This is a genomic window from uncultured Tateyamaria sp., from assembly GCF_947503385.1.
GTDB lineage: Bacteria > Pseudomonadota > Alphaproteobacteria > Rhodobacterales > Rhodobacteraceae > Tateyamaria.
On sequence record NZ_CANNDO010000002.1, the window covers coordinates 697,385 to 721,942 of the forward strand.

30 protein-coding genes are annotated in these 24,558 nt (G+C 62.7%); 25 read left to right on the forward strand and 5 right to left on the reverse strand.

What is annotated here, in order from left to right; genetic code table 11:
- Positions 1-103 precede the first annotated feature (103 nt).
- Positions 104-850 (reverse strand): YebC/PmpR family DNA-binding transcriptional regulator, encoded by a 747-nt coding sequence (locus Q1A85_RS09535; RefSeq protein ID WP_299687731.1) that lies wholly within the window; start codon positions 848-850, stop codon positions 104-106.
- Between the two features lie 154 nt (positions 851-1,004).
- Here Q1A85_RS09535 and Q1A85_RS09540 point away from each other — a divergent pair, with 154 nt between their 5' ends.
- The 4 genes from Q1A85_RS09540 (at position 1,005) to Q1A85_RS09555 (ending at position 6,489) form a co-directional block, all read left to right on the forward strand.
- Entirely contained in the window at positions 1,005-1,943 is a 939-nt protein-coding gene (locus Q1A85_RS09540) for a glutathione S-transferase C-terminal domain-containing protein (protein ID WP_299687733.1), read from the forward strand.
- A 118-nt stretch (positions 1,944-2,061) separates the two neighbouring features.
- Entirely contained in the window at positions 2,062-3,834 is a 1,773-nt protein-coding gene (locus Q1A85_RS09545) for an SLC13 family permease (protein WP_299687736.1), read from the forward strand.
- 126 nt (positions 3,835-3,960) lie between these two features.
- Complete coding sequence (locus Q1A85_RS09550) at positions 3,961-4,818, forward strand: bile acid:sodium symporter family protein (protein ID WP_299687739.1); 858 nt, start codon at positions 3,961-3,963, stop codon at positions 4,816-4,818.
- 12 nt (positions 4,819-4,830) lie between these two features.
- Positions 4,831-6,489: an FAD-binding dehydrogenase gene (locus tag Q1A85_RS09555; RefSeq protein ID WP_299687742.1), complete on the forward strand. Its 1,659-nt coding sequence runs from the start codon at positions 4,831-4,833 to the stop codon at positions 6,487-6,489.
- 34 nt (positions 6,490-6,523) lie between these two features.
- Here the strand turns inward: Q1A85_RS09555 and Q1A85_RS09560 are convergent, their stop codons facing one another.
- Positions 6,524-6,814 carry a hypothetical protein gene (locus Q1A85_RS09560; RefSeq protein ID WP_299687744.1) on the reverse strand — a complete coding sequence of 97 codons (291 nt, stop codon included), beginning with the start codon at positions 6,812-6,814 and terminating at the stop codon, positions 6,524-6,526.
- 222 nt (positions 6,815-7,036) lie between these two features.
- On the opposite strand from Q1A85_RS09560, the gene phnC reads away from it, so the two are divergent.
- The 12 genes from phnC to Q1A85_RS09620 all read left to right on the forward strand — a co-directional run bounded on the left by phnC (position 7,037) and on the right by Q1A85_RS09620 (position 16,155).
- Positions 7,037-7,852 (forward strand): phosphonate ABC transporter ATP-binding protein, encoded by an 816-nt coding sequence (phnC, locus tag Q1A85_RS09565; RefSeq protein WP_299687747.1) that lies wholly within the window; start codon positions 7,037-7,039, stop codon positions 7,850-7,852.
- 94 nt (positions 7,853-7,946) lie between these two features.
- The gene (gene phnD, locus Q1A85_RS09570) at positions 7,947-8,858 is read left to right on the forward strand and encodes a phosphonate ABC transporter substrate-binding protein (protein WP_299687750.1); all 912 of its coding nucleotides are present in this window, start codon (positions 7,947-7,949) and stop codon (positions 8,856-8,858) included.
- 67 nt (positions 8,859-8,925) lie between these two features.
- The gene (gene phnE / locus Q1A85_RS09575) at positions 8,926-9,801 is read left to right on the forward strand and encodes a phosphonate ABC transporter, permease protein PhnE (protein ID WP_299687753.1); all 876 of its coding nucleotides are present in this window, start codon (positions 8,926-8,928) and stop codon (positions 9,799-9,801) included.
- Complete coding sequence (phnE, locus tag Q1A85_RS09580; RefSeq protein ID WP_299687756.1) at positions 9,798-11,111, forward strand: phosphonate ABC transporter, permease protein PhnE; 1,314 nt, start codon at positions 9,798-9,800, stop codon at positions 11,109-11,111. The genes phnE (Q1A85_RS09575) and phnE (Q1A85_RS09580) overlap by 4 nt, the downstream gene beginning before the upstream one ends.
- A complete protein-coding gene (locus tag Q1A85_RS09585; protein WP_299687758.1) occupies positions 11,111-11,728 on the forward strand; it encodes a DapH/DapD/GlmU-related protein in 618 nt (205 codons plus the stop codon). The genes phnE (Q1A85_RS09580) and Q1A85_RS09585 overlap by 1 nt, the downstream gene beginning before the upstream one ends.
- A 311-nt stretch (positions 11,729-12,039) precedes the next feature.
- Positions 12,040-13,056 carry an extracellular solute-binding protein gene (locus Q1A85_RS09590; RefSeq protein WP_299687761.1) on the forward strand — a complete coding sequence of 339 codons (1,017 nt, stop codon included), beginning with the start codon at positions 12,040-12,042 and terminating at the stop codon, positions 13,054-13,056.
- Between the two features lie 176 nt (positions 13,057-13,232).
- Positions 13,233-13,400, forward strand: a complete 168-nt coding sequence (locus tag Q1A85_RS09595; RefSeq protein ID WP_299687764.1) for a hypothetical protein — start codon at positions 13,233-13,235, stop codon at positions 13,398-13,400.
- The gene (locus Q1A85_RS09600; protein ID WP_299687767.1) at positions 13,397-13,570 is read left to right on the forward strand and encodes a hemin uptake protein HemP; all 174 of its coding nucleotides are present in this window, start codon (positions 13,397-13,399) and stop codon (positions 13,568-13,570) included. The genes Q1A85_RS09595 and Q1A85_RS09600 overlap by 4 nt, the downstream gene beginning before the upstream one ends.
- Positions 13,567-14,046, forward strand: coding sequence for a hypothetical protein (locus tag Q1A85_RS09605; RefSeq protein WP_299687770.1), 480 nt, complete (start codon positions 13,567-13,569; stop codon positions 14,044-14,046). The genes Q1A85_RS09600 and Q1A85_RS09605 overlap by 4 nt, the downstream gene beginning before the upstream one ends.
- 44 nt (positions 14,047-14,090) lie before the next feature.
- A complete protein-coding gene (locus tag Q1A85_RS09610) occupies positions 14,091-15,350 on the forward strand; it encodes an imelysin family protein (RefSeq protein ID WP_299687773.1) in 1,260 nt (419 codons plus the stop codon).
- A 146-nt stretch (positions 15,351-15,496) separates the two neighbouring features.
- Complete coding sequence (locus Q1A85_RS09615; protein WP_299688585.1) at positions 15,497-15,754, forward strand: DUF1289 domain-containing protein; 258 nt, start codon at positions 15,497-15,499, stop codon at positions 15,752-15,754.
- Between the two features lie 149 nt (positions 15,755-15,903).
- Entirely contained in the window at positions 15,904-16,155 is a 252-nt protein-coding gene (locus tag Q1A85_RS09620) for a hypothetical protein (protein ID WP_299687776.1), read from the forward strand.
- Here the strand turns inward: Q1A85_RS09620 and Q1A85_RS09625 are convergent.
- Together Q1A85_RS09625 and Q1A85_RS09630 are read right to left on the reverse strand one after the other, a co-directional pair.
- Positions 16,152-16,622, reverse strand: coding sequence for a DNA starvation/stationary phase protection protein (locus tag Q1A85_RS09625; RefSeq protein ID WP_299687779.1), 471 nt, complete (start codon positions 16,620-16,622; stop codon positions 16,152-16,154). The genes Q1A85_RS09620 and Q1A85_RS09625 overlap by 4 nt on opposite strands.
- A 108-nt stretch (positions 16,623-16,730) precedes the next feature.
- Complete coding sequence (locus Q1A85_RS09630; RefSeq protein WP_299687781.1) at positions 16,731-17,153, reverse strand: hypothetical protein; 423 nt, start codon at positions 17,151-17,153, stop codon at positions 16,731-16,733.
- A gap of 73 nt (positions 17,154-17,226) precedes the next feature.
- Between Q1A85_RS09630 and Q1A85_RS09635 the strand changes: the two genes are divergently transcribed.
- Positions 17,227-18,750 carry a di-heme oxidoredictase family protein gene (locus Q1A85_RS09635; protein WP_299687784.1) on the forward strand — a complete coding sequence of 508 codons (1,524 nt, stop codon included), beginning with the start codon at positions 17,227-17,229 and terminating at the stop codon, positions 18,748-18,750.
- A 121-nt stretch (positions 18,751-18,871) separates the two neighbouring features.
- Positions 18,872-19,189, forward strand: coding sequence for an antibiotic biosynthesis monooxygenase (locus Q1A85_RS09640; protein WP_299687787.1), 318 nt, complete (start codon positions 18,872-18,874; stop codon positions 19,187-19,189).
- A gap of 308 nt (positions 19,190-19,497) precedes the next feature.
- Here the strand turns inward: Q1A85_RS09640 and phnF are convergent, their stop codons facing one another.
- On the reverse strand, positions 19,498-20,217 hold the full coding sequence (gene phnF / locus Q1A85_RS09645) for a phosphonate metabolism transcriptional regulator PhnF (RefSeq protein ID WP_299687789.1): 720 nt from the start codon (positions 20,215-20,217) through the stop codon (positions 19,498-19,500).
- A gap of 81 nt (positions 20,218-20,298) precedes the next feature.
- Between phnF and phnG the strand changes: the two genes are divergently transcribed.
- The 7 genes from phnG to phnK are packed head-to-tail and all read left to right on the forward strand — an operon-like array spanning position 20,299 to position 24,557.
- Complete coding sequence (gene phnG / locus Q1A85_RS09650; protein ID WP_299687791.1) at positions 20,299-20,754, forward strand: phosphonate C-P lyase system protein PhnG; 456 nt, start codon at positions 20,299-20,301, stop codon at positions 20,752-20,754.
- On the forward strand, positions 20,754-21,332 hold the full coding sequence (gene phnH, locus Q1A85_RS09655; protein ID WP_299687793.1) for a phosphonate C-P lyase system protein PhnH: 579 nt from the start codon (positions 20,754-20,756) through the stop codon (positions 21,330-21,332). Before phnG ends, phnH begins: the two co-directional genes overlap by 1 nt.
- The gene (locus tag Q1A85_RS09660) at positions 21,332-22,420 is read left to right on the forward strand and encodes a carbon-phosphorus lyase complex subunit PhnI (protein ID WP_299687796.1); all 1,089 of its coding nucleotides are present in this window, start codon (positions 21,332-21,334) and stop codon (positions 22,418-22,420) included. Before phnH ends, Q1A85_RS09660 begins: the two co-directional genes overlap by 1 nt.
- Positions 22,417-22,548 carry a hypothetical protein gene (locus tag Q1A85_RS09665; protein ID WP_299687799.1) on the forward strand — a complete coding sequence of 44 codons (132 nt, stop codon included), beginning with the start codon at positions 22,417-22,419 and terminating at the stop codon, positions 22,546-22,548. Before Q1A85_RS09660 ends, Q1A85_RS09665 begins: the two co-directional genes overlap by 4 nt.
- Positions 22,545-23,396 (forward strand): alpha-D-ribose 1-methylphosphonate 5-phosphate C-P-lyase PhnJ, encoded by an 852-nt coding sequence (locus tag Q1A85_RS09670; protein ID WP_299687803.1) that lies wholly within the window; start codon positions 22,545-22,547, stop codon positions 23,394-23,396. The genes Q1A85_RS09665 and Q1A85_RS09670 overlap by 4 nt, the downstream gene beginning before the upstream one ends.
- A complete protein-coding gene (locus Q1A85_RS09675; protein ID WP_299687806.1) occupies positions 23,393-23,785 on the forward strand; it encodes a VOC family protein in 393 nt (130 codons plus the stop codon). The genes Q1A85_RS09670 and Q1A85_RS09675 overlap by 4 nt, the downstream gene beginning before the upstream one ends.
- Positions 23,772-24,557 (forward strand): phosphonate C-P lyase system protein PhnK, encoded by a 786-nt coding sequence (gene phnK / locus Q1A85_RS09680; protein WP_299687809.1) that lies wholly within the window; start codon positions 23,772-23,774, stop codon positions 24,555-24,557. Before Q1A85_RS09675 ends, phnK begins: the two co-directional genes overlap by 14 nt.
- Position 24,558: the final 1 nt, after the last annotated feature.

A 24,558-nucleotide genomic window follows, 5' to 3' on the forward strand; every position in this document is an offset into this window, starting at 1 on the left:
CCTGTCAGGTGGCAAAGGAGAAGGTAGCCGCGGATGCGGCCCTCGCCACTTGCTAAGGCGCTTGTCCAACAGGAATATGACAAGATGCGGCTGGATGCCGGGGTCAGCCGCCTAGCTGTTCCATCACCTCGTCCGACGCCTCGAAATTCGTCGTGACACGCTGCACATCGTCGTCATCCTCAAGCGCATCAATCAGCCGCATCAGCTTTTCCATCGCCTCAAGGTCCATCTCGGTCGTGGTGGTGGGCCGCCACACCAACTTGGTGCTTTGCGATTCCCCAAGCTCCGCCTCCAGCGCATTGGACACGTCGTTCAGATCGGTGTCCGCACACCAGATCACATGCCCGTCCTCAGCGCTTTCCACGTCCTCGGCGCCCGCCTCGATCGCCGCCATCATCACGGTGTCAGCGTCACCCACATCCGCCGGATATGTCACCTCACCCTTGCGCTCGAACATGAACCCGACAGATCCGGTCTCACCCAGATTTCCACCATTCTTGGTAAAGGTCGACCGCACGGTCGAGGCGGTGCGGTTGCGATTGTCGGTCATCGCCTCGACAATCACCGCGACCCCGTTTGGCCCATACCCTTCATAGCGGATTTCCTCGTATTCCTCGCCCTCGCCCGCCATCGACTTCTTGATCGCACGTTCGATATTGTCTTTGGGCATCGACTGCCCCTTGGCCTCTTTGACGGCAAGACGCAGACGCGGGTTCTTGTCGGGATCGGGATCGCCCATCTTGGCGGCAATGGTGATCTCCTTGGACAGCTTAGAAAAGAGCTTGGCCCGGATCTTGTCCTGCCGCCCCTTGCGATGCTGGATGTTTGCCCATTTTGAGTGGCCGGCCATGGCTGCCTCCTGTCCGCTGCGGATCGTCCGCGCTGCTATACGGCAAGGGCAACGGGCGGGGCAAGACCACCTTGTGCGCGCGCGCAGACCCGATGCGCGTCGCAGCGCCGCTCAGACTGTCTATGGTCTTACCCAAAGCACCAAGGAGACACCGATGGGCGTCATGATCAACGGCCAGTATCAGGTCGCAGACCCCGACCCGGGCACGACGTCCCAAGGCGCCTATGAACGCGCCCGCAGCCCGTTGCGCGACTGGATCACGGCGGATGGACCGTTTACGCCTGACCCGGGACGCTACCACCTTTTTGTGGCGTGGAATTGCCCATGGGCGCACCGCGCCCTGCTGACCCGCGCCGTTCTGGGCCTGACCGAGGTGATCTCGGTAAGCGTCGCCCTCCCCCGCCGCACGGATGAAGGATGGGTCTTTGACGCCGGTGGTGACCGCTTGCTGGGCGTGCGCGCTTTGCACGAGGTCTATGCACGACAACGGCCCGCCTATACCGGTCGCATCACCGTCCCGGTGCTCTGGGACACATGGACCGAACAGATTGTCTCCAATGAAAGCGCGGACATCACCCGGATGTTGTCCACCGCATTTGACCCGGATCGCAGGCTTGTCCCGTTGCGGCTGCAAGACGAGATCGACACGTGGAACGCCATGATCCACGCGCGCATCAACAACGGTGTCTACCGCGCCGGGTTCGCCCGGACCCAAGCGGCCTATGATGACGCCGTCCATGACCTCTTTGCCGCGCTGGACGAGGTCGACGCAGATCTCGCCGCGCACACAACCCTGACCGGCAACACGTTGACCGAGGCGGACCTGCGCCTCTTCCCGACGCTCGCCCGTTTTGACGTGGCCTACCACTACGCCTTCAAATGCAACCTGGCCAAGCTCAGTGACTACACGCATCTCTGGGACTACGCCCGCACGCTTTATGCCCTGCCCGGCGTGGCGGATACGGTCAAATTCGACATCTACAAATCTGGCTATTTCTCCGCCTCCGACCTGCGCAATCCGCTGGGCATCGTGCCCGCAGGTCCCCGCATCGACTGGTCCGCCCCGGCAGAGCGCACAATCGCATGGACCTGACCCCGTTTTCTTCTGACCGGAAATACCACGGGGGGCGCGGAACGCGCGGGGCAGCGCCCCCTCCCCGGCATGTCAAAAGCAACTGGCCTCAGACATCGCCCCGACTTAGGGTGCGCGAATGACCCAAGATCAGATCATTCTCTTTTGCCTCTTTGGTGCCGTCTTTGGCCTGCTGCTATGGGGCCGGTTCCGCTATGATATCGTCGCCTTCAGCGCGCTGATGGCGGGCGTGGTTCTGGGCGTTGTGCCGACCAAGGATGCGTTCTCGGGCTTTGGACATCCGGCGACACTGGTGGTGGCGCTGGTGCTTGTGGTCTCTGCCGGGCTTGTCCGGTCGGGGGCGGTGTTTCTGATCACCCGCACATTGATCGACGCCTCGCGCAGCCTTGGTGCGCATATCTCGCTTATGGGGGCTGTCGGCGGCATCTTGTCGGCCTTCATGAACAATGTGGCGGCGCTTGCCTTGCTGATGCCGGTCGACATTCAAACTGCGCGAAAGGCAGGCCGGTCACCGGGACTGAGCCTGATGCCGCTGAGCTTTGCCACCATTCTGGGGGGTATGGTCACGCTGATCGGCACGCCACCCAATATCATCATCGCCGCCATCCGCGAAGAAAGTCTGGGCGCGCCCTTTGGTATGTTCGACTTTGCCCCGGTGGGCGGGGCTGCGGCCATTGCGGGTCTTGCGTTTGTGGCGCTGATCGGCTGGCGGCTGATCCCGGCGCGCGGCGATGCCACGTCCGAGCTTGAGGACGTGTCGGAATACATTGCCGAACTGACCGTGCCCGACGGCAGCAAGCATATCGGCAAGCGCCTCGGAGATTTGAGCGAAGAGGCGGAAAAGGCTGATGTCGCTCTGATTGGCCTGATCCGCGACGGCAAGCGGCGGTATGGTCAGGCGCGCAACGCGACATTGCAGGCGGGCGATGCGCTCGTGCTGGAAGCGACGCCGGACGCGCTGGACGAATTTCGCGCGGCCACCAGCCTTGCCGTGGCCGATGCCAAGCGCGAGGAACAATTGCGCGCGGGCGGCGACGGGGTCGAGATCATCGAGGTGGTCGTCACCGACCAGTCCCGCCTGATCGGCCGCACCGCGCAGGCCGTCGGGCTCAGCTGGCGGCAGTCGACCGTGCTCATGGGCATTTCGCGCGGCGGCAAGCGCATCACAAGGCAGATCCGCAAAACCCCGGTGCGGGCGGGCGATATCCTGCTGTTGCTGGTGCCACGCGATACGGGCACGGATGTCACGACGTGGCTGGGCTGCCTGCCGCTGGCCGAACGCGGTCTGGCCGTGACCGCCGATGACAAGGTCTGGCTCGCCATCGGTTTGTTCCTTGGGGCCGTGATCGCCGCCAGCCTTGGTCTGATATATCTGCCTGTCGCATTGGGGCTTGTTGTCATTGCCTATGTCCTGTCCAAGATTGTCCCCCTGTCCGAACTTTATACCCACATCGAATGGCCTGTGGTGGTCCTCTTGGGCTCAATGATCCCGCTTGGGGCAGCGCTTGAGGCCTCCGGCGGCACCGAATTGATTGCGGGATGGCTGGTGACGATGACGGACGGGATGCCGGCATGGGCGGTGCTGACCGTGCTCATGGTGGTCACGATGAGCCTGTCGGATGTGCTCAACAACACCGCCACGACAATTGTCGCGGCCCCCGTTGGTATCCAGATGGCGCAGACGCTGGGCGTGTCGCCCGATCCGTTCCTCATGGCTGTGGCGGTGGCCGCCAGTTCCGCCTTCCTCACCCCCATCGGGCACAAGAACAACACGCTTATCCTTGGTCCCGGCGGATACGCCTTTGGCGACTACTGGCGCATCGGCTTGCCGCTTGAGGTGATTGTGGTTGCCGTTTCTATCCCGGCGATCCTTGTCTTTTGGCCCCTGTGATCCTTTGCGGCGCCAGGCAATCGCGCGTTTCCTGCGTCGCGGACCAAAGCCCGGGGATGCCGTGCCCAAGCGTCAGCGTTGCGCCGCCGAGCGTGCCGTGACTATCGTTGCGTCAGGGAGGACGTCATGGACATTTTGATCAATGTGGTGCTGCCACTGTCGCTGGCCATCATCATGCTCAGCCTTGGGGTGGGCCTGACTGTCGCCGACTTTGCCCGCGTGCTGAAAGCGCCAAAGGCCTTTGCCATCGGTGCAATCGCTCAGGTGGTCCTGTTGCCGCTGGCGGCCTTGGCCGCGGTGACTGTGTTCAGCCTGCCCGCAGAGCTTGCCGTTGGCGTTATGCTGCTCAGTTTTTGCCCCGGCGGCGTGACCTCCAATATGGTGGCCAAGCTGTCGCGGGGCGACGTCGCCCTGTCGGTGTCACTGACAGCGGTGATCAGCCTTCTGAGCCTGTTGACCGTGCCCGCCCTGACCGCGTGGGCCGTTGTGCATTTTCTGGGTGATGCCGCACCGGACGTATCGGTCGCGTCGTTGACCATTGCCGTGTTTCTGATCACCACGCTGCCTGTCGCAATCGGTGTCGCGTTTCGTCACTTTGCCACCGGTGTCGCCCAGCATGTGGAACCGATCCTGTCGGGCATCGCGACGGTGCTGTTTGTCGTTATCGTGCTGGCAGCGCTGGCGGGCAACTGGGACGTCTTTACCGCCAACCTGCCGACGCTGGGCCCAGCCCTGATCACGCTGAATGTGGCACTCCTACTTATCGGTCTCGGCATTGCCCGCGCGCTTGCGCTCAGCTGGGATCAGGCCAAGACCATCAGCATCGAAACCGGTATCCAGAATGCCACTCTGGGCATCACCTTGGCCGCCCTCATTTCCGGTCAGTCCGAAGGGTTCAGCGCCATGGCCCTGCCCTCGGGCGTCTACGGCATCACAATGTATTTCGTTGCCGCGCCCTTTGTGGCGTGGTTCCGGCGCAGTTAAAGGAGCAGGCTTATGGATCAGGCTGACGCGATTGTCGTGGGGTCCGGCCTTGCCGGATTGACCGCCGCCGCGGAACTGGCGGACCGGGGCAAACAGGTCGTCATCGTCGATCAGGAGCCGCGCAGGTTTCTGGGGGGGCAGGCATTCTGGTCCTTGGGCGGTCTTTTGATGATCGACACGCCTGAACAGCGGCGCATGGGCATCCGCGACAGCCGAGAGCTGTGCCTGAACGACTGGATGGGCAGCGCCCAGTTTGACCGTGATGAAGATCACTGGCCGCGCAAATGGGCCGAAGCCTATGTCGACTTTGCCGCCGGTGAGATGCGGCAATGGCTGCACGGCATGGGGTTGCGGTGGTTCCCGGTTGTGGGGTGGGCGGAACGCGGCGGCGGGTTTGCCAATGGCCACGGCAATTCGGTGCCCCGGTTCCACATCACGTGGGGCACCGGCCCCGGCATCATCGAGCATTTTGTGCGCCGCTGCGAAGAACACGAACGCGCAGGCCGTATCACCTTTTATTTCCGTCATCAGGTCGACCGGATTGATATGGAAAACGGCGCGGCCAAGGGTGTCAGCGGCACCATCCTTGCCGACGACACCGCAGAGCGGGGACAAAAGACAAATCGCGACCCGGTCGGTGATTTCGCCCTGCGCGCACCCTCGGTCATCGTCACCTCTGGCGGCATCGGCGGCAATTTCGAGATGGTGCGCAAAGTCTGGCCCACCGACCGCCTTGGCCCCGCACCCAAAGAGATGGTGGCCGGCGTGCCCGCGCATGTCGATGGCCGCATGATCGGCATCAGCGAGGCCGCGGGCGGCCATGTCATCAATGGCGACCGCATGTGGCACTACACCGAGGGGGTCAAGAACTGGGACCCGATCTGGCCCGCGCATGGCATCCGCATCCTGCCGGGACCGTCGTCAATGTGGTTCGACGCAGAAGGCAACCGCTTTGCCCCGCCTGCCCTGCCCGGGTTTGACAGCATGGGCACGCTGCGCGAGATCCTCAAAACAGGCTACGAATACAGTTGGTTCGTGCTGACCCAGAAGGTCATCAAAAAAGAATTCGCACTGTCCGGGTCCGAACAGAACCCGGATTTCACGTCCAAAAAATGGTCCGAGGTGATCAAACAACGCATCCTTGCAGGCAAGAACGCCACCGGTCCCGTAGAGGCGTTCAAAGAACGCGGCGAAGATTTCGTTGTCGCCAACGACCTTGGCGCGCTGGTGCGGGGCATGAACCAGATCGCGGGCGGCAACCTGATCGACGAAGCCAAGCTGCGCGCCCAGATCGAAGCGCGGGATGCGCAAGTGGACAACCCGTTTTCCAAGGACGCGCAGATGATGGCGATCCATGCCGCCCGCAATTATCGCGGGGACCGGCTGATCCGAACCGCAAAGCCGCACAAATTCCTTGATCCTGCCAACGGGCCACTCATCGCGGTCAAGCTGCACATCCTGACCCGCAAGACGTTGGGCGGGTTGCAGACGAACCTCGACAGCCAGATGATCGGCGCAACCGGCGCGGTTGTGCCGGGCCTGTTTGCCGCCGGAGAAGTCGCCGGTTTCGGTGGCGGTGGCTATCACGGTTATAACGCGCTTGAGGGCACATTCCTTGGGGGATGTATCTTTTCGGGGCGGAACGCGGGACGCAGCGGGGCCATTGCCTGAAGGCACACGGGGGCGCACCCTGTCCAACCGGCTGTCAGGTCGGACCCGGCGCCACGTCTTCCCAATGCGCGCCCATCGCGATGATGCACGAGCTGCCATTGGTGTAGGTCTGCACAATCATCCAGTCGCCGTTTCTGCGGGTCACCCAAACCTCAAGCGTAGTCTCGGGATCACGCAGCCCCATGCCCTGCCGCTCGGCCCCCAGAACCTCAAGCGTATGTGTCATACGGGCACTGTCATCGCAGCTGACATCCGCCATCGACGCATGGGCCAGCGCGGGCGCGGATAACAACATCGACAGGGTGGCGGTGAAACGAAAACACATGGGATGAGCTTAGCGGCTGCTTTTTCGTTATGTAACAGGTTTATGACGCGCTGGGGATAACTTTGCCCCGCGCGGTGCGTTTCCCAAATATTTCGGGCACTTGACCGCTGACGATCCCGCCTGCGTCACATTTCCGTCGTCTGACGTTAAAGAAACTGAATCAAATCCGTCACGTGGCTGTCGCCTTGGCCCACTACGCGCCTCCCAAACACCGGGGGTGACATGCTGAACATTGACGCGCTGACAAAGCGGTTCGGGGACAAGACGGCAGTGGATGCCGCCAACATAAGCGTCGGCACGCCGACAATGATCGGGGTCATCGGACGCTCTGGGGCAGGAAAATCGACCCTGCTGCGCATGGTCAACCGGCTGAGCGACGCGACCACGGGATCAATCACCTATGAGGGCGAAGAGATCACGGCACTGCGCGGTGCGGCCAAACGCAACTGGCAATCCCGCTGCGCGATGATCTTCCAACAGTTCAACCTCGTGCCCCGGATGGATGTCGTGTCCAACGTCCTGCATGGCACATTGAACAGCCGGTCCACGCTCGCCACGATGTTCAACCTCTACCCACAGGCGGACATCCACCGCGCGATCGAAATCCTCGACCGCCTCGGCATCGCGGATCAGGCGCCCAAACGCGCCGAGGCACTTTCAGGTGGTCAGCAGCAGCGCGTCGCCATCGCCCGCGCCCTGATGCAGGACCCCAAGATTATCCTCGCGGACGAACCCATCGCCAGCCTTGATCCGATGAACGCGCAAGTAGTGATGCAGTCGCTGCGCACCATCCACGAGGAAGACGGGCGCATGGTGATCGCCAACCTGCACACGCTCGACACCGCGCGGCGCTACTGTGATCGCGTGATCGGGATGCGCGACGGACGGATCGTTTTTGACGGCACGCCTGCGCAACTGACCACCGGCGTCGCACGCGACATCTACGGCGCGGGCGCGGATTTTTCCGAAGCCGCCACATCCACCGAAATCGAAACACTGGATCGGCAAACCACCTGCGCCGCGGGGGCCTATGCCTGATCCGGTGCCCATGCCTGCACGCCTGCGGGGCCATTTACCGACCTGCCCGATTGTGCCGCACGGCCAAAAAGGCACACCAAAACTGGAGAGACCAATGACCAAAACCATCGCACTGGCCCTAGCCGCCACGACCGCTTTGAGCACGGCGGCCCTTGCCGACGGGATCACCGAATTCCGCATCGGCATCCTTGGTGGTGAAAATGCACAGGACCGGATGAATTCATACCAGTGCCTTGCGGACTACACGACCGAAGCGCTTGGCGTCGAAACCAAGCTTTTTGCACCGGCTGACTACAACGGTGTGATCCAAGGCCTGCTGGGCGGCACCATCGACATGGCGTGGCTGGGGGCCTCTTCCTATGCGGCGACTTATTTGCAAGACCCCGAAGCGGTCGAACCTGTGCTGATCAAGGTCAACGTTGACGGCTCCATCGGCTATCATTCAATTGGTTTTGCGCGCGCTGACAGCGGCATCGCCTCGCTGGATGACATGGAAGGCAAAGTGTTCGGCTTTGGCGACCCGAACTCCACCTCCGGCTACCTGATCCCCTCCATCGAGATCCCCCAACACAAAGACGGCATCACCATGGAATCCGGCGACTATTTCGGTGAGGTCAAATTCACCGGCGGTCACGAGCAGACCATCGTCGCAGTGAACAACGGTGACATCGACGGCGGCGTCACGTGGGCCGACGGTCAGGGCAATTGGGAAGACGGCTACAATTCCGGCGCCTTGCGCAAGGCTGTGGATGCGGGCCTCGTCGATATGAACGACATGGTGCAAATCTGGAAATCGAACGTGATCCCCGAGGGTCCGGTGGTGCTGCGCAAGGCGCTGCCAGCGGATGTGCGCGCCACCATGACCGCGCTGGTTGACGGCCTGCACGAACGCGATGCCGACTGCGCCTACGGTGTGGCCGCGGGCGACACGCTGGGGTTCCAGCCGGTAACGCACGAGACCTACATCTCCATCGTGGAAGCCCGCAAAGCCAAGATCGGCGGCTAAGATATTTCGATGACGTGTCCGGTGGCCCCGCAAGGGGCTGCCGGTATTTCTTTGTCCGGGGGGCGGGATGGCAGATATATCACTGAGCGGTGCGCCGCAGCGCGTGGACGACATTCAGTCCAGCTATATGGCGCAGGTTCAGCGCCGCAGGCTTTACGGTGGGCTGACATTGCTCATCTTCGTGGTGTTGATGGTGTCCGGCTTCAACATTGCCGACGACCGGAATGCGGGCGGCTTTTGGGAGGGGTTGCACCAGATCGGCGATTATCCGGCGGATGTGTTGTCCGAAGCATGGGCAAAACGCGCCGATCTTCCCGGCCTGATCGTCAAGTATTTTCCGGCCCTTGTCGAAACAATCAACATCGCCGCCGTATCGACCCTGATCGGGGCACTTGGCGGGCTGTTCTTGTCGTTGCTGGGCACGCGGGGCCTTGCCAGATGGCCACGTCTGATCCCGCTCTTTCGCCGCCTGTCGGACATCATGCGGGCGGTGCCCGAGATCGTCATCGCGCTGGTGCTGATTTTTATTCTTGGCGGTGGGCCGGTGCCCGCGATGATTGCCATTGCCATCCACACCGCTGGCGCGCTTGGCAAAATGTTTTCCGAAGTGGCCGAAAACGCCGACCTCAAATCGGTCGAGGGTCTGGCTTCCACCGGGGCGACATGGTCCCAGCGCATGTTGCTGGGGGTCTTGCCGCAAGTCGCACCCAATTACGTCAGCTACGCCCTGCTGCGGTTCGAGATCAACATTCGCGCCTCCGCAATCCTTGGCTTTGTCGGTGCGGGCGGGCTTGGCTACGAATTGCGCAATGCCATGGCGTGGGGCCCCGGACGGTTCGACGAGGCGGGCGCCATATTTATCCTGCTCTTTGGCACAATCGTTTTCTTTGACCAGCTGTCCAGCCGCTATCGCAATCGCCTGACCGAGGGGCATGGCCAATGACAACAACAGACCTGAATCTTACCAAACACGAGGCCGAAAAACGCTTTGTGCGCAAGCGCCTGATCGCCTTTGGCATCCCGGCGGTGGTCGCGCTCTATCTCACCTACATCTTCTTTGCCTTTGATCTTGCGGGCCTTGCGCAGCGCGCCAATCTGGACAATGCGGTCACGCTGGCGTCAGACAGCTGGTCTCACAAGGTGCACGTCACGCGGGACAATCGCACCGGCCAAATCACCTACGCGGTGGAGGGCGAGCGCAAGGGCCGCTACCCCAAAGGCACGCGCCCGGCTTGGGTCACCGGCGATGACATCCTTACCATAGACCTCGGCGCGGGCCACAGAGTGCGCTACCTGCCGGACAACCGGACCGCGGTCGAGATCCCCGGTTTTCCCCTGATCGAAGTGCAGGCCAAGGGCCGCAGCCTGACGACAAATTTGCCGGATGACCTGCCGGACTGGATTTCTGCCTCGGACCGCCGGGTGGGCATCACAACGCCGCAAGGCCGCATCACACTCACCGGCGCCCGGACCGAAGTGTTCAACTATTTCCCCGGATGGGAATTGTTCTGGTTCACGCTCGACAGCCCCTATCACGGGCACGGCTTGGCCACGATCCTGTTTGGCGATCGTCTCGATCCCACGCGCGGCAACGTTGCGGGGGCCTTGTCGGACTGGTGGAACAACGCGATGTGGCGGCACAAGGACGTGGCTTGGGCCATCGGTGAAACGATCCTGATGGCGTTCCTCGGCACGATGGGTGCGGCGATCATCGCCCTGCCGCTCGCGTTTCTGGCGGCACGGCGGTTTTCGCCGCTTCTGCTGATACGGGCGGCAACCCGGCGGGTGTTCGACTTTGTGCGGGGGGTGGACGCGCTCATCTGGACAGTCGTGCTGGCCCGCGCCTTCGGGCCTGGCCCGTTGACAGGTGCGCTGGCCATCCTGATCACCGACACCGGCACCTTTGGCAAAATCTTCTCCGAAGCGCTGGAGAACGTCGATCAAAAGCAGATCGAAGGCGTGTCCTCCACCGGGGCCAAGCCGCTGCAACGCTACCGCTTTGGCGTCATCCCGCAGGTGGTGCCGGTATTGCTGGCGCAAATCCTCTATTTCCTCGAATCCAACACACGATCCGCCACGATCATCGGTGCCATCACCGGAGGCGGTATCGGACTGATGCTCACCCAAGCCATTCAGACCCAAAAGGACTGGGAAGAGGTCGCATATTACATCGTTCTGATCGTCGCTATGGTGATGTTCATGGACTGGTTCTCGGGTTGGCTGCGCGGCAAGCTGATCGGGAGAAACGGGTGATGGCACGTCTGTCCGCGGACGCGCCCGTCCTTCACCCCGATTGCGAGATCACCGACAGCCATTTCGGCGCATATGTCGAAATCGGGCGGGGCAGCCGCGTGGCCAATACGACCATGGGCGACTACAGTTATTGCGACCGTTACGCGGACATCGCCAACGCGCAGGTGGGCAAGTTTGCGAATATCGCCGCCTTTGTCCGCATCGGCGCGACGGACCACCCGCTGCACACCGCGTCCTGTCACCATTTCCTGTATCGGTCCGACGATTATTGGGGCGACGCCGGGCGAGACGCAGATTTCTTTGCGCACCGCAGATCACGGGTTGCGCGTATCGGCCATGATACGTGGATCGGCGCAGGCGCGATGATCAAGCCCGAGGTGACGCTGGGCGATGGTGCCGTGGTGGCGGCAGGCGCGGTCGTAACGCGTGATGTGGCCCCTTACACCATCGTCGCAGGCACACCGGCCACGGTGCTGCGCCGCCGCCAGCCAAAGCCTGTCGCCGACCGCCTTATCGCCCTTGCTTGGTGGGACTGGCCCCATACAGCACTGCGCGCCGCGTTGGGTGATTTCCGCGCTCTGGATGCTGATGCGTTTCTTGAGCGGTATGGCGGTTAGGCCCTGTGCGCGCAGACACCACATGCCGCAAACATCCAACGCAAGCGAGCAGATGCGCGGCGTATCGGGCGCACCTGCCGCAACCGGCTGCACGAACCATTTCCCACCCTGCCCCACCGCTGCCACACCTCTGCGCAGGTCCGATAGACATTCGGTCTGATGACCATGCCGCGGCTTGGTTGATCCTTGTTGATAGAAAAACTCAGGATTTGCGACATTAAGCTGAGTAATTTACTCAGGAAGGGTTGCAATAGCCGTCAGATCGTGTAGCTGACGAAAACAGTAAGATATTACTGACCGGGAGACACCCTATGAACACCAAGACCTCCATCCTCGCGCTGACCGTGGCGGCCATCGCAACCACCGCCGCCGCCGAAGGCGAGTTGAACCTCTATTCCTCGCGGCACTACGACACCGACGAACGGCTTTATTCTGACTTCACCGAAGCCACGGGCATCACCATCAATCGCATCGAAGGCAAGGCCGACGAACTGATCGAGCGCATGAAAGCCGAGGGCGTCAATTCGCCCGCCGACATCCTGCTGACGGTTGACACGTCGCGCCTTGAACGCGCCAAGGATGCGGGCGTGCTGCAATCCATCGACAGCGATGTGCTTGAGGCACGCGTGCCGGCTTACCTGCAAGACGAAGACAACCAGTGGTTTGGCTTCAGCCAGCGCGCCCGGATCATCTTTTACGACAAGGCCGACGTGACCAACCCGCCGAAATCCTATGTCGACCTTGCCGACCCGGCCTACGAAGGTCTGGTCTGCCACCGCTCGTCCACCAACGTCTATTCGCAAACGCTGCTGGCCTCCGTCATCGCCAATCATGGCGAAGAGGCCGCCAAAAGCTGGGCCGAAGGCGTCGTGAACAACTTTGCCCGCGACCCGCAGGGCGGCGACACCGATCAGCTGCGCGGCCTTGTGTCGGGCGAGTGCGACATCTCGATCTCCAACACCTACTATTTCGCCCGCGCGGTGCGCAAAGACGTTGACGGCCTGCCCGCCGACGCCCGCGCCAATATCGGCTGGGTCTTTCCGGCGCAGGACGCCGAAGGCGCGCATATGAACCTGTCGGGCGGGGGCGTCGCCGCAAACGCACCCAACAAGGACAACGCGATCAAGTTCATGGAATACCTCGCCAGCGATCAAGCACAGCAGTATTTCTCGGCTGGCAATGACGAATACCCCGCCGTTCCGGGCGTTGGTATCAGCGCGTCGGTGGCCAGCCTCGGCATGTTCAAGCCGGATGATCTGGACGCGACAACCATCGCCAATAACGTGCCCAAGGCCCAGAAAATCTTTAACGAAGTCGGCTGGAAGTAACCCCAACCTCCCTGTCGGATCGGGTCAAGGCGCGGCGCTCTGCCGCGCCTTTTCTTATCTTACTGATATTGTCAGGATTGACGTTTCCGACAAAAACAGTCAGCATAAATCCAAGCGAGTCTCAGCCACCCCGATCTCGGGCAGCCCGGACACCCCGTTCCTACTGGAGGTGAGACATGACCCGAGAACAACAGCCGGTGAACCAGCCCGATCCAAAGCCACCCGCCCCATCCTGTTGCGACCGACCCTGTTGTCAGGAATTGCTGATATGTGCCGCAGACGGGACGTTGTGCGCCGAACAGCCGCTGGAGCCGACCCTGGATCATCTGGAGCGGGCGCAATGAACGCCATGGCACAGGTCCCCGCCCCCACTGCGGCCCCGGATGCGCCGCCGATCGACACCTACGACGCGCGCGACCTGATCAAGGATGGCGCGCAGGCCTCCATCGTTTTAGACGGTCAAGTCTACTATCTGCGCATCACCCGCGCCGGAAAACTGATCCTGACAAAATGACACCGGAGCATCACAGACGCGGCGGCGCGGCGGTTGCCGCCCTGAACCGCATGGACACATGGGAAGCGGACCTTGTCCTTAACCTGCGCCTCTGGTGCGAGGGGCCACCAGGCCAGCTGCGCATTCGAACCGCATTCGAAACAGTGCTGTCGGGCGCTGCGGCGGCGCGGGCTTGGGACGATTTTGACACGTTGCTGCGCCGGATCGTGGCCACCGCCTCGCGCCCGATGGTCCGTCACGATATCGGCTGCAACTGTGTGGGTTCGGACGAATGTGTTTTTGCCCATCTGGTGCGCACCGCCTCTGACGGGCATCTCAACGACGCGGCCCTGATCGCCACGTTGCTGGTGGGCCCGGCCCACGCGGAACACATCGCCATACTGGCCGGAGAAGTGGGCAGCTGTGCCCGCCGCATTCACCACCTGCATCCACACGAACGCATCGAAGCCGCGCACATCCTGACGCGGCTTCACTAACTGCCTGACCTGTCACGCGCAAAACCAACAAGGGACCGCGACACATGAAACTGACATTCACAACGGCACTGGGCACTGTGCTTTTGGCCGCCGCGCCTGCATATGCGGACAAGGCCGCCGTGCTGGACAATTACGCCGACATCGCGCTGGCCAAATACACCGACAGCCTGATCACGGCGCAGGCGTTGTTGGCGGCGGTCACCGATCTGACCGAAACCCCCTCTGCCGAGGCGCTGCAAGCGGCCAAAGCGGCGTGGCTGGCATCCCGCGTCCCCTACCAGCAGACCGAGGTGTATCGCTTTGGCAATGCCATCGTCGACGACTGGGAAGGCAAGGTGAACGCATGGCCGCTGGACGAGGGCCTGATCGACTATGTCGACGCGACCTATGGCTATGCGACGGATGAAAACGAATATGCGGCGCTCAACGTGGTGGCCAACGCCACTTTTACCCTGTCCGGGGAACGCGTGGATTCCTCTGACATCACGCCCGCGTTGCTTGAAGGGGCGTTGCACGAGGCCGATGGCGTGGAATCAAACGTCGCCACCGGCTATCACGCCATTGAATTTCTGCTCTGGGGTCAGGATCTGAATGGCCACGGCGCAGGCGCGGGCAACCGCCCCTGGACAGACTACGCCACGGGTGACGCTTGCACAGGCGGGCACTGCGACCGCCGCGCAGACTATCTGACGGCAGCAACGACGCTGCTGGTGTCCGATCTGGAATGGATGGCGGCGCAATGGCAGGATGGCGGGGACGCCCGCGCCCAACTGACCGCAGACGAAGATGCAGGCATCTCCTCCATACTGACCGGTATGGGGTCTTTGTCTTATGGCGAACAGGCTGGCGAGCGAATGCGGCTGGGTGTGATGCTGAACGACCCGGAGGAGGAGCACGATTGCTTCTCCGACAACACGCATAACAGCCACTTCTATGACGCGCTGGGGATCCGCAATGTGTATCTGGGCAGCTACACCCGCATTGACGGCACCATCGTCCGCGGGACAAGCCTGTCGTCGCTCGTGGCGCAGGCGGATGCGGGTGTCGATGCCGAACTGACCGCCCGGCTGGACGCGACCATGATGGAGATGTCCGAGTTAAAGACCGCAGCCGAAGCGGGCTTTGCCTATGACATGATGCTGGAACGCGGCAATGACGCGGGCGAGGCGCTGATCATGGGCGCTGTGAACGCGCTGGTGGATCAAACCCGTTCGATCGAACGTGCCGTGTCCACGCTTGGCGTGTCCGGGTTCGCGGTTGAAGGCTCCGACAGCCTCGATAACCCGGACGCCGTGTTCCACTAAGCCATTGCCGGGGTGGTTGCGTCCGCGTTGCCCTCCGGCATGTGTCGCGCACGATACGGGCGGCACAGGCGCGCACCGGCACCTCCAACGTTGGTGCGCGCATCAAACTTTACCAGCCCGGCGAAACCAAACATCCGCGAGGACCGATGGCCAAGACCCCAAGCCCCTGTATCGACGTGTGCAAGTTCAAGCGCGACGGCCATTGCATCGGCTGTTCGATGACCAAGGCGCAAAAATCTCTGTTCAAGCAGCTCAAAAAGGACAAGCATCGCGCGGCCTTTGTCGAGATGCTGGTGGGCCAGCAGTCGCACATGGGGAAATACCGTCACTGGGCCGCGCGCTACATGCGCAAGTGCATGAAGAAAAAGGCAAAACCCGTTGCCGCCGTGCGCGATGCCGCCTGATCCACGACTGCACATGCACGGCCCTGACCGCCGCGTGGGCAGCCCTGCCCGGTCTGGCGCGCGCGATTATTCCTGCATCCCCACGACGCTCAATCGTGAAGGCGGCGACATGCTGATCCTAACCTACGCCTTTGTCCCGAACCGCGCGGGTGACGCACACATGGGCATATCCAAAGGCGCGCCTGTCACGAACGAAGGCCCAGTGCGTCGCGCTCGACGAACCTGCTGCTGCCGAATGCCCCAAGGACCCGTACCAGATCGTCGTTGCGGCCTGCCGTGTCAGCGGCAAGGGCAACGGTGTCCGGGCGGCGCCCCCGTGCTGCGCGGCACAGGGCGTCACGCTGCGGTCACACGACCGGCGCCGGACGGACGCAGCCGCCCATCCGGCCTCCAACCCCTAGCTCAGGTGCGCGCGCAGGAACCAGGCGAATTTTTCGTGGGTTTGACCGCGCGCAATGCACAAATCTTCGGTCAGCGTGTCACCGTGTTCTGCCGCCATCGCGCCGCACCCGGCGAGCGTCGCCGCCAGCGTTTCCTGCGCACCCTGCATCGCCTTTATCATCTCGCGGTCGGTGGCATGGCCGTCATGTTCACCCACTTTGGACCGCTTCAGCATCCCCGCCAGCGTGCCTTCGGCGTGGGCGTCCAGCGCCTTGATCCGTTCGGCCAGATCGTCCTGCGCGACAAAGTGATCTTCGTAGATCTTTTGAAACAGGTCGTGCAGCGGGCCAAAGGCCATGCCTGTCACGTTCCAGTGGAAATTCTGCGCCATCATCGTGGTCACGGTCGTTTCGGCCACCGACTGGTTCAACGCGTCTGCGATTGCGGTGCGTGCGTCCGTGGACAGCGCGACTGCTGTTTGGGTCATCCCGAGCTCCCTCATGTTCAGATACGCTGGCTGGCACGCGGTTGCGGCTGGCTTGCCCCATGCAATTTAGGCAGCCAAGGTCCGAGGGCAAGGGTTTTTAGAATAATTCTAACTGCGGGGCTGACACGCGACGATCCGCGACACCAAAAATCGTACCAGCCGCCGGTGCTCCGGGCATACACGGCGGCCCAACAGGAAGGTCAGGCTGGCGGCGTCACCTGTCGCCACGGCACGGCCCAGTTGCAGCAACCACATCTCGTCAAAGGTCAACTCGTCCGCACCGGGCGCGTGCAGGCGCGCGGGTTTTCCCAGCGCTTCGTTGAGGCCGCGCATCAGCGCCTCCGCATGGGCCGCGCGCGTGGCACCGCGCGTGACCTGCAACAGCGCGCACGCCTCAAAGAGGTCCGCACGGGGTTTGACCCGACAGGCCATGGCCACCCGGCGCAGATCGTCGAGATAGCGCACATCTTGTGCCGACAAGCGGCTGCGGTGCGGCGGGACCGTTTGATGATCGCGTTTCAGAGGCAGCATGTCGCAGGTCACTTTCCCAAGCCGGGGCGCGGTCCATCTCGCGCCCCCTAATTCCTGAGTATATTTATAAACTATGACCCGGATCGCAAGCCTCCTCCCGACCCTCGCACTCAGCTTTTTGTCCATTGTGACGGCGGCCAAGGCCGAGTTGGCGGACCTGCATCTGTCCGTTGTACCGCGAACCGACGCCGAAGCGGACCGTATCGCAAGGGTCATCGCACCCACCACCGACTTTACCAAACCCGAGCCATTCGAGGCGAACGCAGCGGGTGCCGCGACTGTGCGCATCACCGACACGCGCAATGCCTTTAGCCAGCCCTCGGCCAATATCTCCTTTGAACGAGAGCTGGATTTCAGGGTCGGGAACGGGCTGTTCAAGAAGCTGTGGGTGTCGTCGCCCTCTTCGACGCTTGCGTCCGACGGACTTGGCCCACTGTTTAACGCACGGTCCTGCCAGCGCTGCCATCTCAAGGACGGGCGTGGACACCCGCCCGAAGGCCCGGACGACAGTCGCGCGTCCATGCTCATGCGCATCTCCATTCCCGGCGGCATCGCCCCTGCGGAGATTGCGGATTACCTCGCCACACTGCCCGATCCGGTCTATGGCGGGCAAATTCAGGATCTTTCGGTCGCGGGCCACCCTGCCGAAGCCCGGATCGGCATCACCTATACCGAGGAAACTATACTCTTGTCGGGTGGCGAAATGGCCGCCCTGCGGGCACCGGTTTACGACCTCGGCAGCCTCGGCTATGGACCCCCACATCCCGATGCGATGTTCAGCCCCCGCGTGGCACCGCAAATGATCGGGCTGGGCCTGCTGGATGCGATCCCCGCGGCTGACATCCTAGCCCGTGCTGATGCGCAAGACGCAGATGGCGACGGTATTTCGGGGCGTGCGCAGATTGTGATGTCCACCACCTTTGACGTGCCGATGCTGGGCCGTTTTGGCCTCAAGGCGGGCAAGCCGTCGGTGTTGGAACAATCCGCAAGCGCCTTTTCCGGCGATATCGGCATCTCGACCACGCTGCACCCCGCAGGGTATGGCGACTGTTCGGTGGCACAGGATCGCTGTCGCGCCGCACCCGATGGCAATTCGGACGCGCATGACGCCGTCGAGATTGGCGATATTGGCCTTGCCCTTGTGGCGTTTTACTCCTCAAATCTTGGCGTCCCTGCACGCCGGGATGTGGACGATCCCAAGGTGTTGCGCGGCAAACAGGTGTTTTATGAAACCGGTTGCATCGCCTGCCACACACCCAAACACGTGACCCACCGCCTCGCGGATCAACCCGAACAGAGCTTTCAATTGATCTGGCCCTACACCGACATGTTGCTGCATGACATGGGACCGGGACTGGCAGATGACCGGCCCGAGGCGCGCGCCACCGGGCAGGAATGGCGCACACCGCCGCTTTGGGGCATTGGATTGACGGAACAGGTGTCTGGTCACACGTATTTCCTGCATGACGGACGTGCCCGCAGTTTGCTTGAGGCGGTGCTGTGGCACGGCGGCGAGGCTGAACCCCACAAGCAATCCGTCATCGACATGGCCCCACCGGACCGGGCGGCCCTGATCCGTTTTCTGGAAAGCCTGTGACATACGCTTTGCCTCAAGCGTGATAACCCCGACGTGGGATCGGCGGCGCACAGGCAGAATGGCAACCTCCGGGACCAAAGCCGCCGCTCACCGCGCCCACTGAACCACGAAAGGACCGATTATGTTCATCGCCATGAACCGATTTACCGTCACAACTGAAAACGCCGACGCGTTCGAGGCCCTGTGGCTGGACCGCGACAGCCACCTCAAGATGATGGACGAATTTGTCGCGTTTCACATGCTCAAAGGCCCCGAGGCCAACGACGGCACGCGGCTCTATGCCTCGCACACCGTTTGGGCGTCCGAAACGGCCTTTCGCGCATGGACCCGGTCCGACGCGTTCCGCGCCGCGCACAAGGGTGCAGGCCAGACCGCCAAGCTGCACGTTGGCAGTCCGACATTTGAAGGGTTTTCTGTCATTCAGGAAATCAACGCTTGAGATGCGGTTTCAGGACAGTCGGTGCTGGTGTCGTCAGGCCCCTGCGCAGGTGAGGATTGGCACGGCCCGATAACGCGTGAACGCGCCGTTTCTATCGCCGGTTGCCGTGACAATGCGACCGGGATCAGCGCTGTCCTGCGCCATCCCCATCGGTGCTTTTGGGTCAAAACGCGGCGACGGCTGAGACACCTGCGCAGACCGGCTGGCGCGATGGAACACTGCCACGCAACGCATCCGTGTGCTTTGAGGCGAAGAACTCAGGCGCAGCGCCGTGCTTTTGGCGATGCCCGCCCGTCGCTCGCGCAACCTCACTCCTCCAGCGTCAGCGTCACGCGGTCGCCCGCGAACCACGTGCGGCCATATTCGACGGGCTGGCCAGCCTCATCGACATTGACGCCGGACGATCTGAGCAGGGGGTCGCCCTCGGCGATCAGCAGGTGCAGGGCCTGTGTCGCCGTCGCACGTGTCGCGGTCAGGCGGGTTGTGGCGCGAGTGTAGTCGCTTACTCCAACTGCCTTCAGTGCTTCGGTGACGCTGCTGGTATGGGCCAGAGCGTCGGCAATTCCGTCAAGCCGCCCAAGGGGAAACAGGCTTTGGAAAATCGCGATGGGCTGGCCATCAGCCAGTGACAGCCCGTGATAGGCGCAAACCGGGTCGCCTGCGGCAACATTCAGCGCATCAGCCTCCCCTGCGGTGGCGGCCCGGGTTTCGACATCCAGCAGCCTTTTTTCCGGGCGGCGCCCTGCGGCGATGAGGTTTTCGTGAAAGCGGACGCGCCTGCCAATGGGATAATCCGTAGGCGTCGCGGCGACAAAGGCACCAGAGCCGCGCCGGGTGCGGATCAACCCTTCGTGCACCAGCGCCGAGACACCGTGGCGCACGGTGTGGCGGTTCACGCCGAACCGCTCGGCCAGAACGGCTTCGGTTGGCAGCCGGTCACCGGCGCGATAGCGACCTTCGGCTAAATCCATGCGCAACGCATCGGCGATGGCCTTCCAGATCGGGGTTTTACCAGAAGCGTCACGCAAGTTTCACAAAACTCCTCTGTCCCTCACGGGCATATATGGTAGGATATGTATAGTTGTATAGTATATGGAAAAGTTGTCGAGATGAAAGACAGTTTTGACCCTCATGCCCCGCGCAAAGCCTGGCTTGGCCTGATGGCCAAGGCGCGTCCGGGCCGCGTCGCCGCACTTTTGGACGCGGCGATGGCCCGGCCCGCCTTTACGTGGCTGCGCGCCCCCGAGATCGGCAGCACCATGGTCCGGGGACGGATGGGCGGCACCGGCGCGCCATTCAATCTGGGCGAAGTCACGGTGACACGCTGCGCGCTCACGCTGGACACTGGCGAGGTTGGTCATGCCTACCTCCAAGGGCGCCGCAAGGCTGATGCTGAAGTCACGGCCTTGGTAGATGCGTTGATGCAGACCACCGCAGCCGACAGGCTGCGCGATGCCGTGCTTGCCCCGCTTGAGGCGGAATTCACGGCCACCCGGTCCGCGCGCGCCGACAAGGCCGCCGCCACCAAGGTCGACTTTTTCACCATGGTCCGAGGAGAAGACTGATGCAGGCGGACACCCTTTCGGGCGGCTTTGGCGATCCGGCCATTCAATCCGCACATGCCTTTCGCAGCGTGATGGAAGCGATGGCCCGTCCCGGCACGATCCACGACATTGCAGGCGCTGTACCGCCCGGCCCGCTTTCACCTGCGGCCGGGGCCGTGCTGTTGACGCTGTGCGACACCGAAACGCCAGTGCATCTGGCGGGTGCGGCCCATTGCGAGGCGGTGCGCCGCTGGCTGGCCTTCCACACCGGCGCGCCCATCACAGGTCCGGCGCACTGCATGTTTGCCGTTGGCACATGGGCGGACCTGATGCCCCTGTCCAACTACCCGGTGGGCACATCCGATTATCCAGACCGGTCCGCCACGCTGATCGTGGAATGCCCGGTCCTTGCCACCACGGGTGCCACCCTGACAGGCCCCGGCATCAAGGACCACGCAACCCTGTCGGTGCCTGACATTGCCGCGCTACAGTCCAACCGGGCGCTGTTCCCGCTGGGGCTCGATTTCGTGCTCACTCACGGTGACCGCGTCGCGGCCCTGCCCCGTTCAACAACCGTCCGCGCGACAGAGGTGTCCTGATGTATGTTGCTGTCAAAGGGGGCGAGCGGGCGATTGAAAACGCCCACGCGTGGCTCGCCGAGGAACGCAGGGGCGATACCGATGTGGCAGAGCTGAGCGTCGCGCAAATCCGCGAACAGCTGAGCCTTGCGGTGAACCGGGTCATGGCCGAAGGGTCGCTTTATGACCCCGATCTTGCCGCACTGGCCATCAAACAGGCACGCGGCGACCTGATCGAAGCGATTTTCCTGATCCGCGCCTATCGCACCACCCTGCCCCGCTTTGGCGCGTCCGAGCCGGTCGACACCGGCGCGATGCTGTGCGACCGCCGCATCTCGGCCACGTTCAAGGACCTGCCCGGCGGGCAAGTTCTGGGGCCGACATTCGACTACACACACCGTCTGCTGGATTTCAAACTGGCTGCCGACGGCGATGTCGCCGCCGCGCCCGCCCGCACCGCCGAGACCGGCGCTGTCCCCCACGTCACCGCGTTTCTCAACCGCGAGGGCCTGATCGAAGAGGCCCCGCATGATGACACACCGCCCCCCGATCTGACACGTCAACCGCTGGAGATGCCCGCCGACCGCGCGCTGCGTCTGCAAGCGCTCGCCCGCGCGGACGAAGGGTTCACCCTTGGCCTCGCCTATTCCACGCAGCGCGGATATGCGCGCAACCACGCCTTTGTGGGCGAGTTGCGCATTGGCGCCGTCCCGGTCGAGATGGACATCCCCGAACTGGGCTTTGCCGTCGAGATTGGCGAGGTAACGCTGACCGAATGCGAAACCGTAAACCAGTTCAAGGGCTCAAAAACGGAGCCGCCGCAATTTACGCGCGGCTATGGGCTGGTCTTTGGCCAAACCGAACGCAAGGCCATCTCCATGGCGCTGGTGGACCGCGCATTGCGTTGGGAAGAGCTGGGCGAAGACAACGTGGGCGCGCCCGCACAGGATGCTGAGTTCGTCCTCTACCACGCCGACAATATTCAGGCGACGGGCTTTCTGGAACATATCAAACTGCCCCATTACGTCGACTTTCAGTCCGAATTGGAACTGGTGCGCAAATTGCGCCGCGAGGCCGGTGCCGATCAGGTTCAGGAGGCTGCGGAATGACACCTGTGCCTCTGCCCACACCGCTGTCCCGCCTGGACGCCTCTGCACGCACGGTCCCGCGCGCAGCCCGCCACGGCAACTGGCGGCCAAGCGCCCCCAAGCCGGACATCCTCGGAGCCACCAAATGACCGAATACAACTTTGCCTATCTCGACGAGCAAACCAAACGGATGATCCGGCGCGCGATCCTGAAAGGGCTGGCGATCCCCGGCTATCAGGTGCCCTTTGCGTCCCGCGAAATGCCGATGCCCTATGGCTGGGGCACGGGGGGCGTGCAGGTGTCGGCAGCCGTGCTGACGCCCGAAGACCGGTTCAAAGTCATCGACCAAGGTGCGGATGACACAACCAACGCCGTTTCGATCCGCGCCTTTTTTGAACGGACCGCCGGGGTCGCGACAACGACCACCACATCAGAGGCAACCGTCATCCAGACCCGTCACCGCATCCCCGAAGCGGCGCTGACCGAGGGGCAGATCCTTGTTTATCAGGTGCCGATCCCGGAACCCCTGCGCTTTCTCGAACCGCGGGAAAGCGAGACGCGCAAGATGCACGAACTGGAAGAGTACGGGCTGATGCACGTCAAACTCTACGAAGACATCAGCCGCCACGGCCATATCGCGACCTCCTACGCTTACCCCGTCAGGGTCGAGGGGCGCTATGTCATGGACCCATCGCCCATTCCCAAATTCGACAACCCGAAACTGGGCGGGATGGCGGCGATCCAGCTGTTTGGCGCTGGCCGCGAGCAACGCATCTACGCCCTGCCCCCCTATTGCGATGTTGTCAGCCTCGATTTCGAAGATCACCCGTTCGATCCGTCCAAGGCCGATCACCCCTGTGGTCTGTGCGGGGCCCAGGACAGCTATCTCGATGAGGTGATCGTGGATGACGCGGGGGGGCGGATGTTTGTCTGTTCGGACACGGATTACTGCGAGGCGCGCCAGATGGCGGGCCACCGGGGAAAGGACGCGGCATGAGCACACTTGGCATCGACCACCTTGGGCTGACCGTGTCGGATCTGCAGGCAAGCCGCGGTTTTTTTGTGGACTGTCTGGGCTGGGAGGCGTTTGGCGGCAACCCGGACTACCCCGCCGCCTATGTGACCAACGGCCACGCCAAACTGACACTGTGGCAGGTGCGCCAAGCGGGCGCTGGTTTTGACCGCTACACCCAGCTCGGCCTGCATCACACAGCACTGAAAGTCGCGGATCGCGCCACGTTGGACGCCGTGTTTGACCGGGTAAAGGACTGGCCCGGCGTCACGGTCGAATTCGCGCCCGAGTTTTCGGGCAAGGGCCCCAAGGTGCATTTTATGATCCTCGAACCCGGCGGGACCCGATTGGAGTTTTCCTATGATCCACGTTGATCCATTGCCCCTTCTGTCCGTTCAGGGCGTCACCAAACACTATGGCGCGCATATTGGATGTGCTGACGTGTCCTTTGACCTTTATCCCGGTGAGGTGATGGGCATCGTCGGGGAAAGCGGTTCGGGGAAATCGACCCTGCTGAACTGCATGGCAGGGCACCTGCCGCCGGATGCGGGTGGCGTGGTGTTCGACACCCGCGCCGATGGCCCGCGCGATACCGTCACCATGTCCGAACCGGAACGCCGGATGCTGTCGCGCACAGACTGGGCCTTTGTCCATCAGCACGCCCGCGACGGGCTGCGCATGGGCGTGTCGGCGGGCGGAAATGTCGGCGAACGGCTAATGGCGGTGGGCGCACGCCACTATGGTGACATCCGCGACAAGGCGACCGACTGGCTCGACCGGGTGGAAATCGACGCCAGCCGTGTCGATGACCGCCCGACGACGTTTTCCGGCGGGATGAAGCAACGCCTGCAAATCGCGCGCAATCTGGTCACTGGCCCCCGGCTTGTGTTCATGGACGAACCCACTGGCGGGTTGGACGTATCTGTGCAGGCGCGCCTGCTGGACCTGTTGCGCGGGCTGGTGCGTGACATGGGACTGTCGGCCATCATCGTCACCCACGATCTGGCCGTTGTCCGCCTGCTCGCGGACCGTCTGATGGTGATGAAATCGGGCCGCGTGGTCGAATCCGGCCTGACCGATCAGGTGCTGGACGACCCGCAACATGCCTATAGCCAACTTCTCGTCAGTTCCGTTTTGCAGGTGTGAA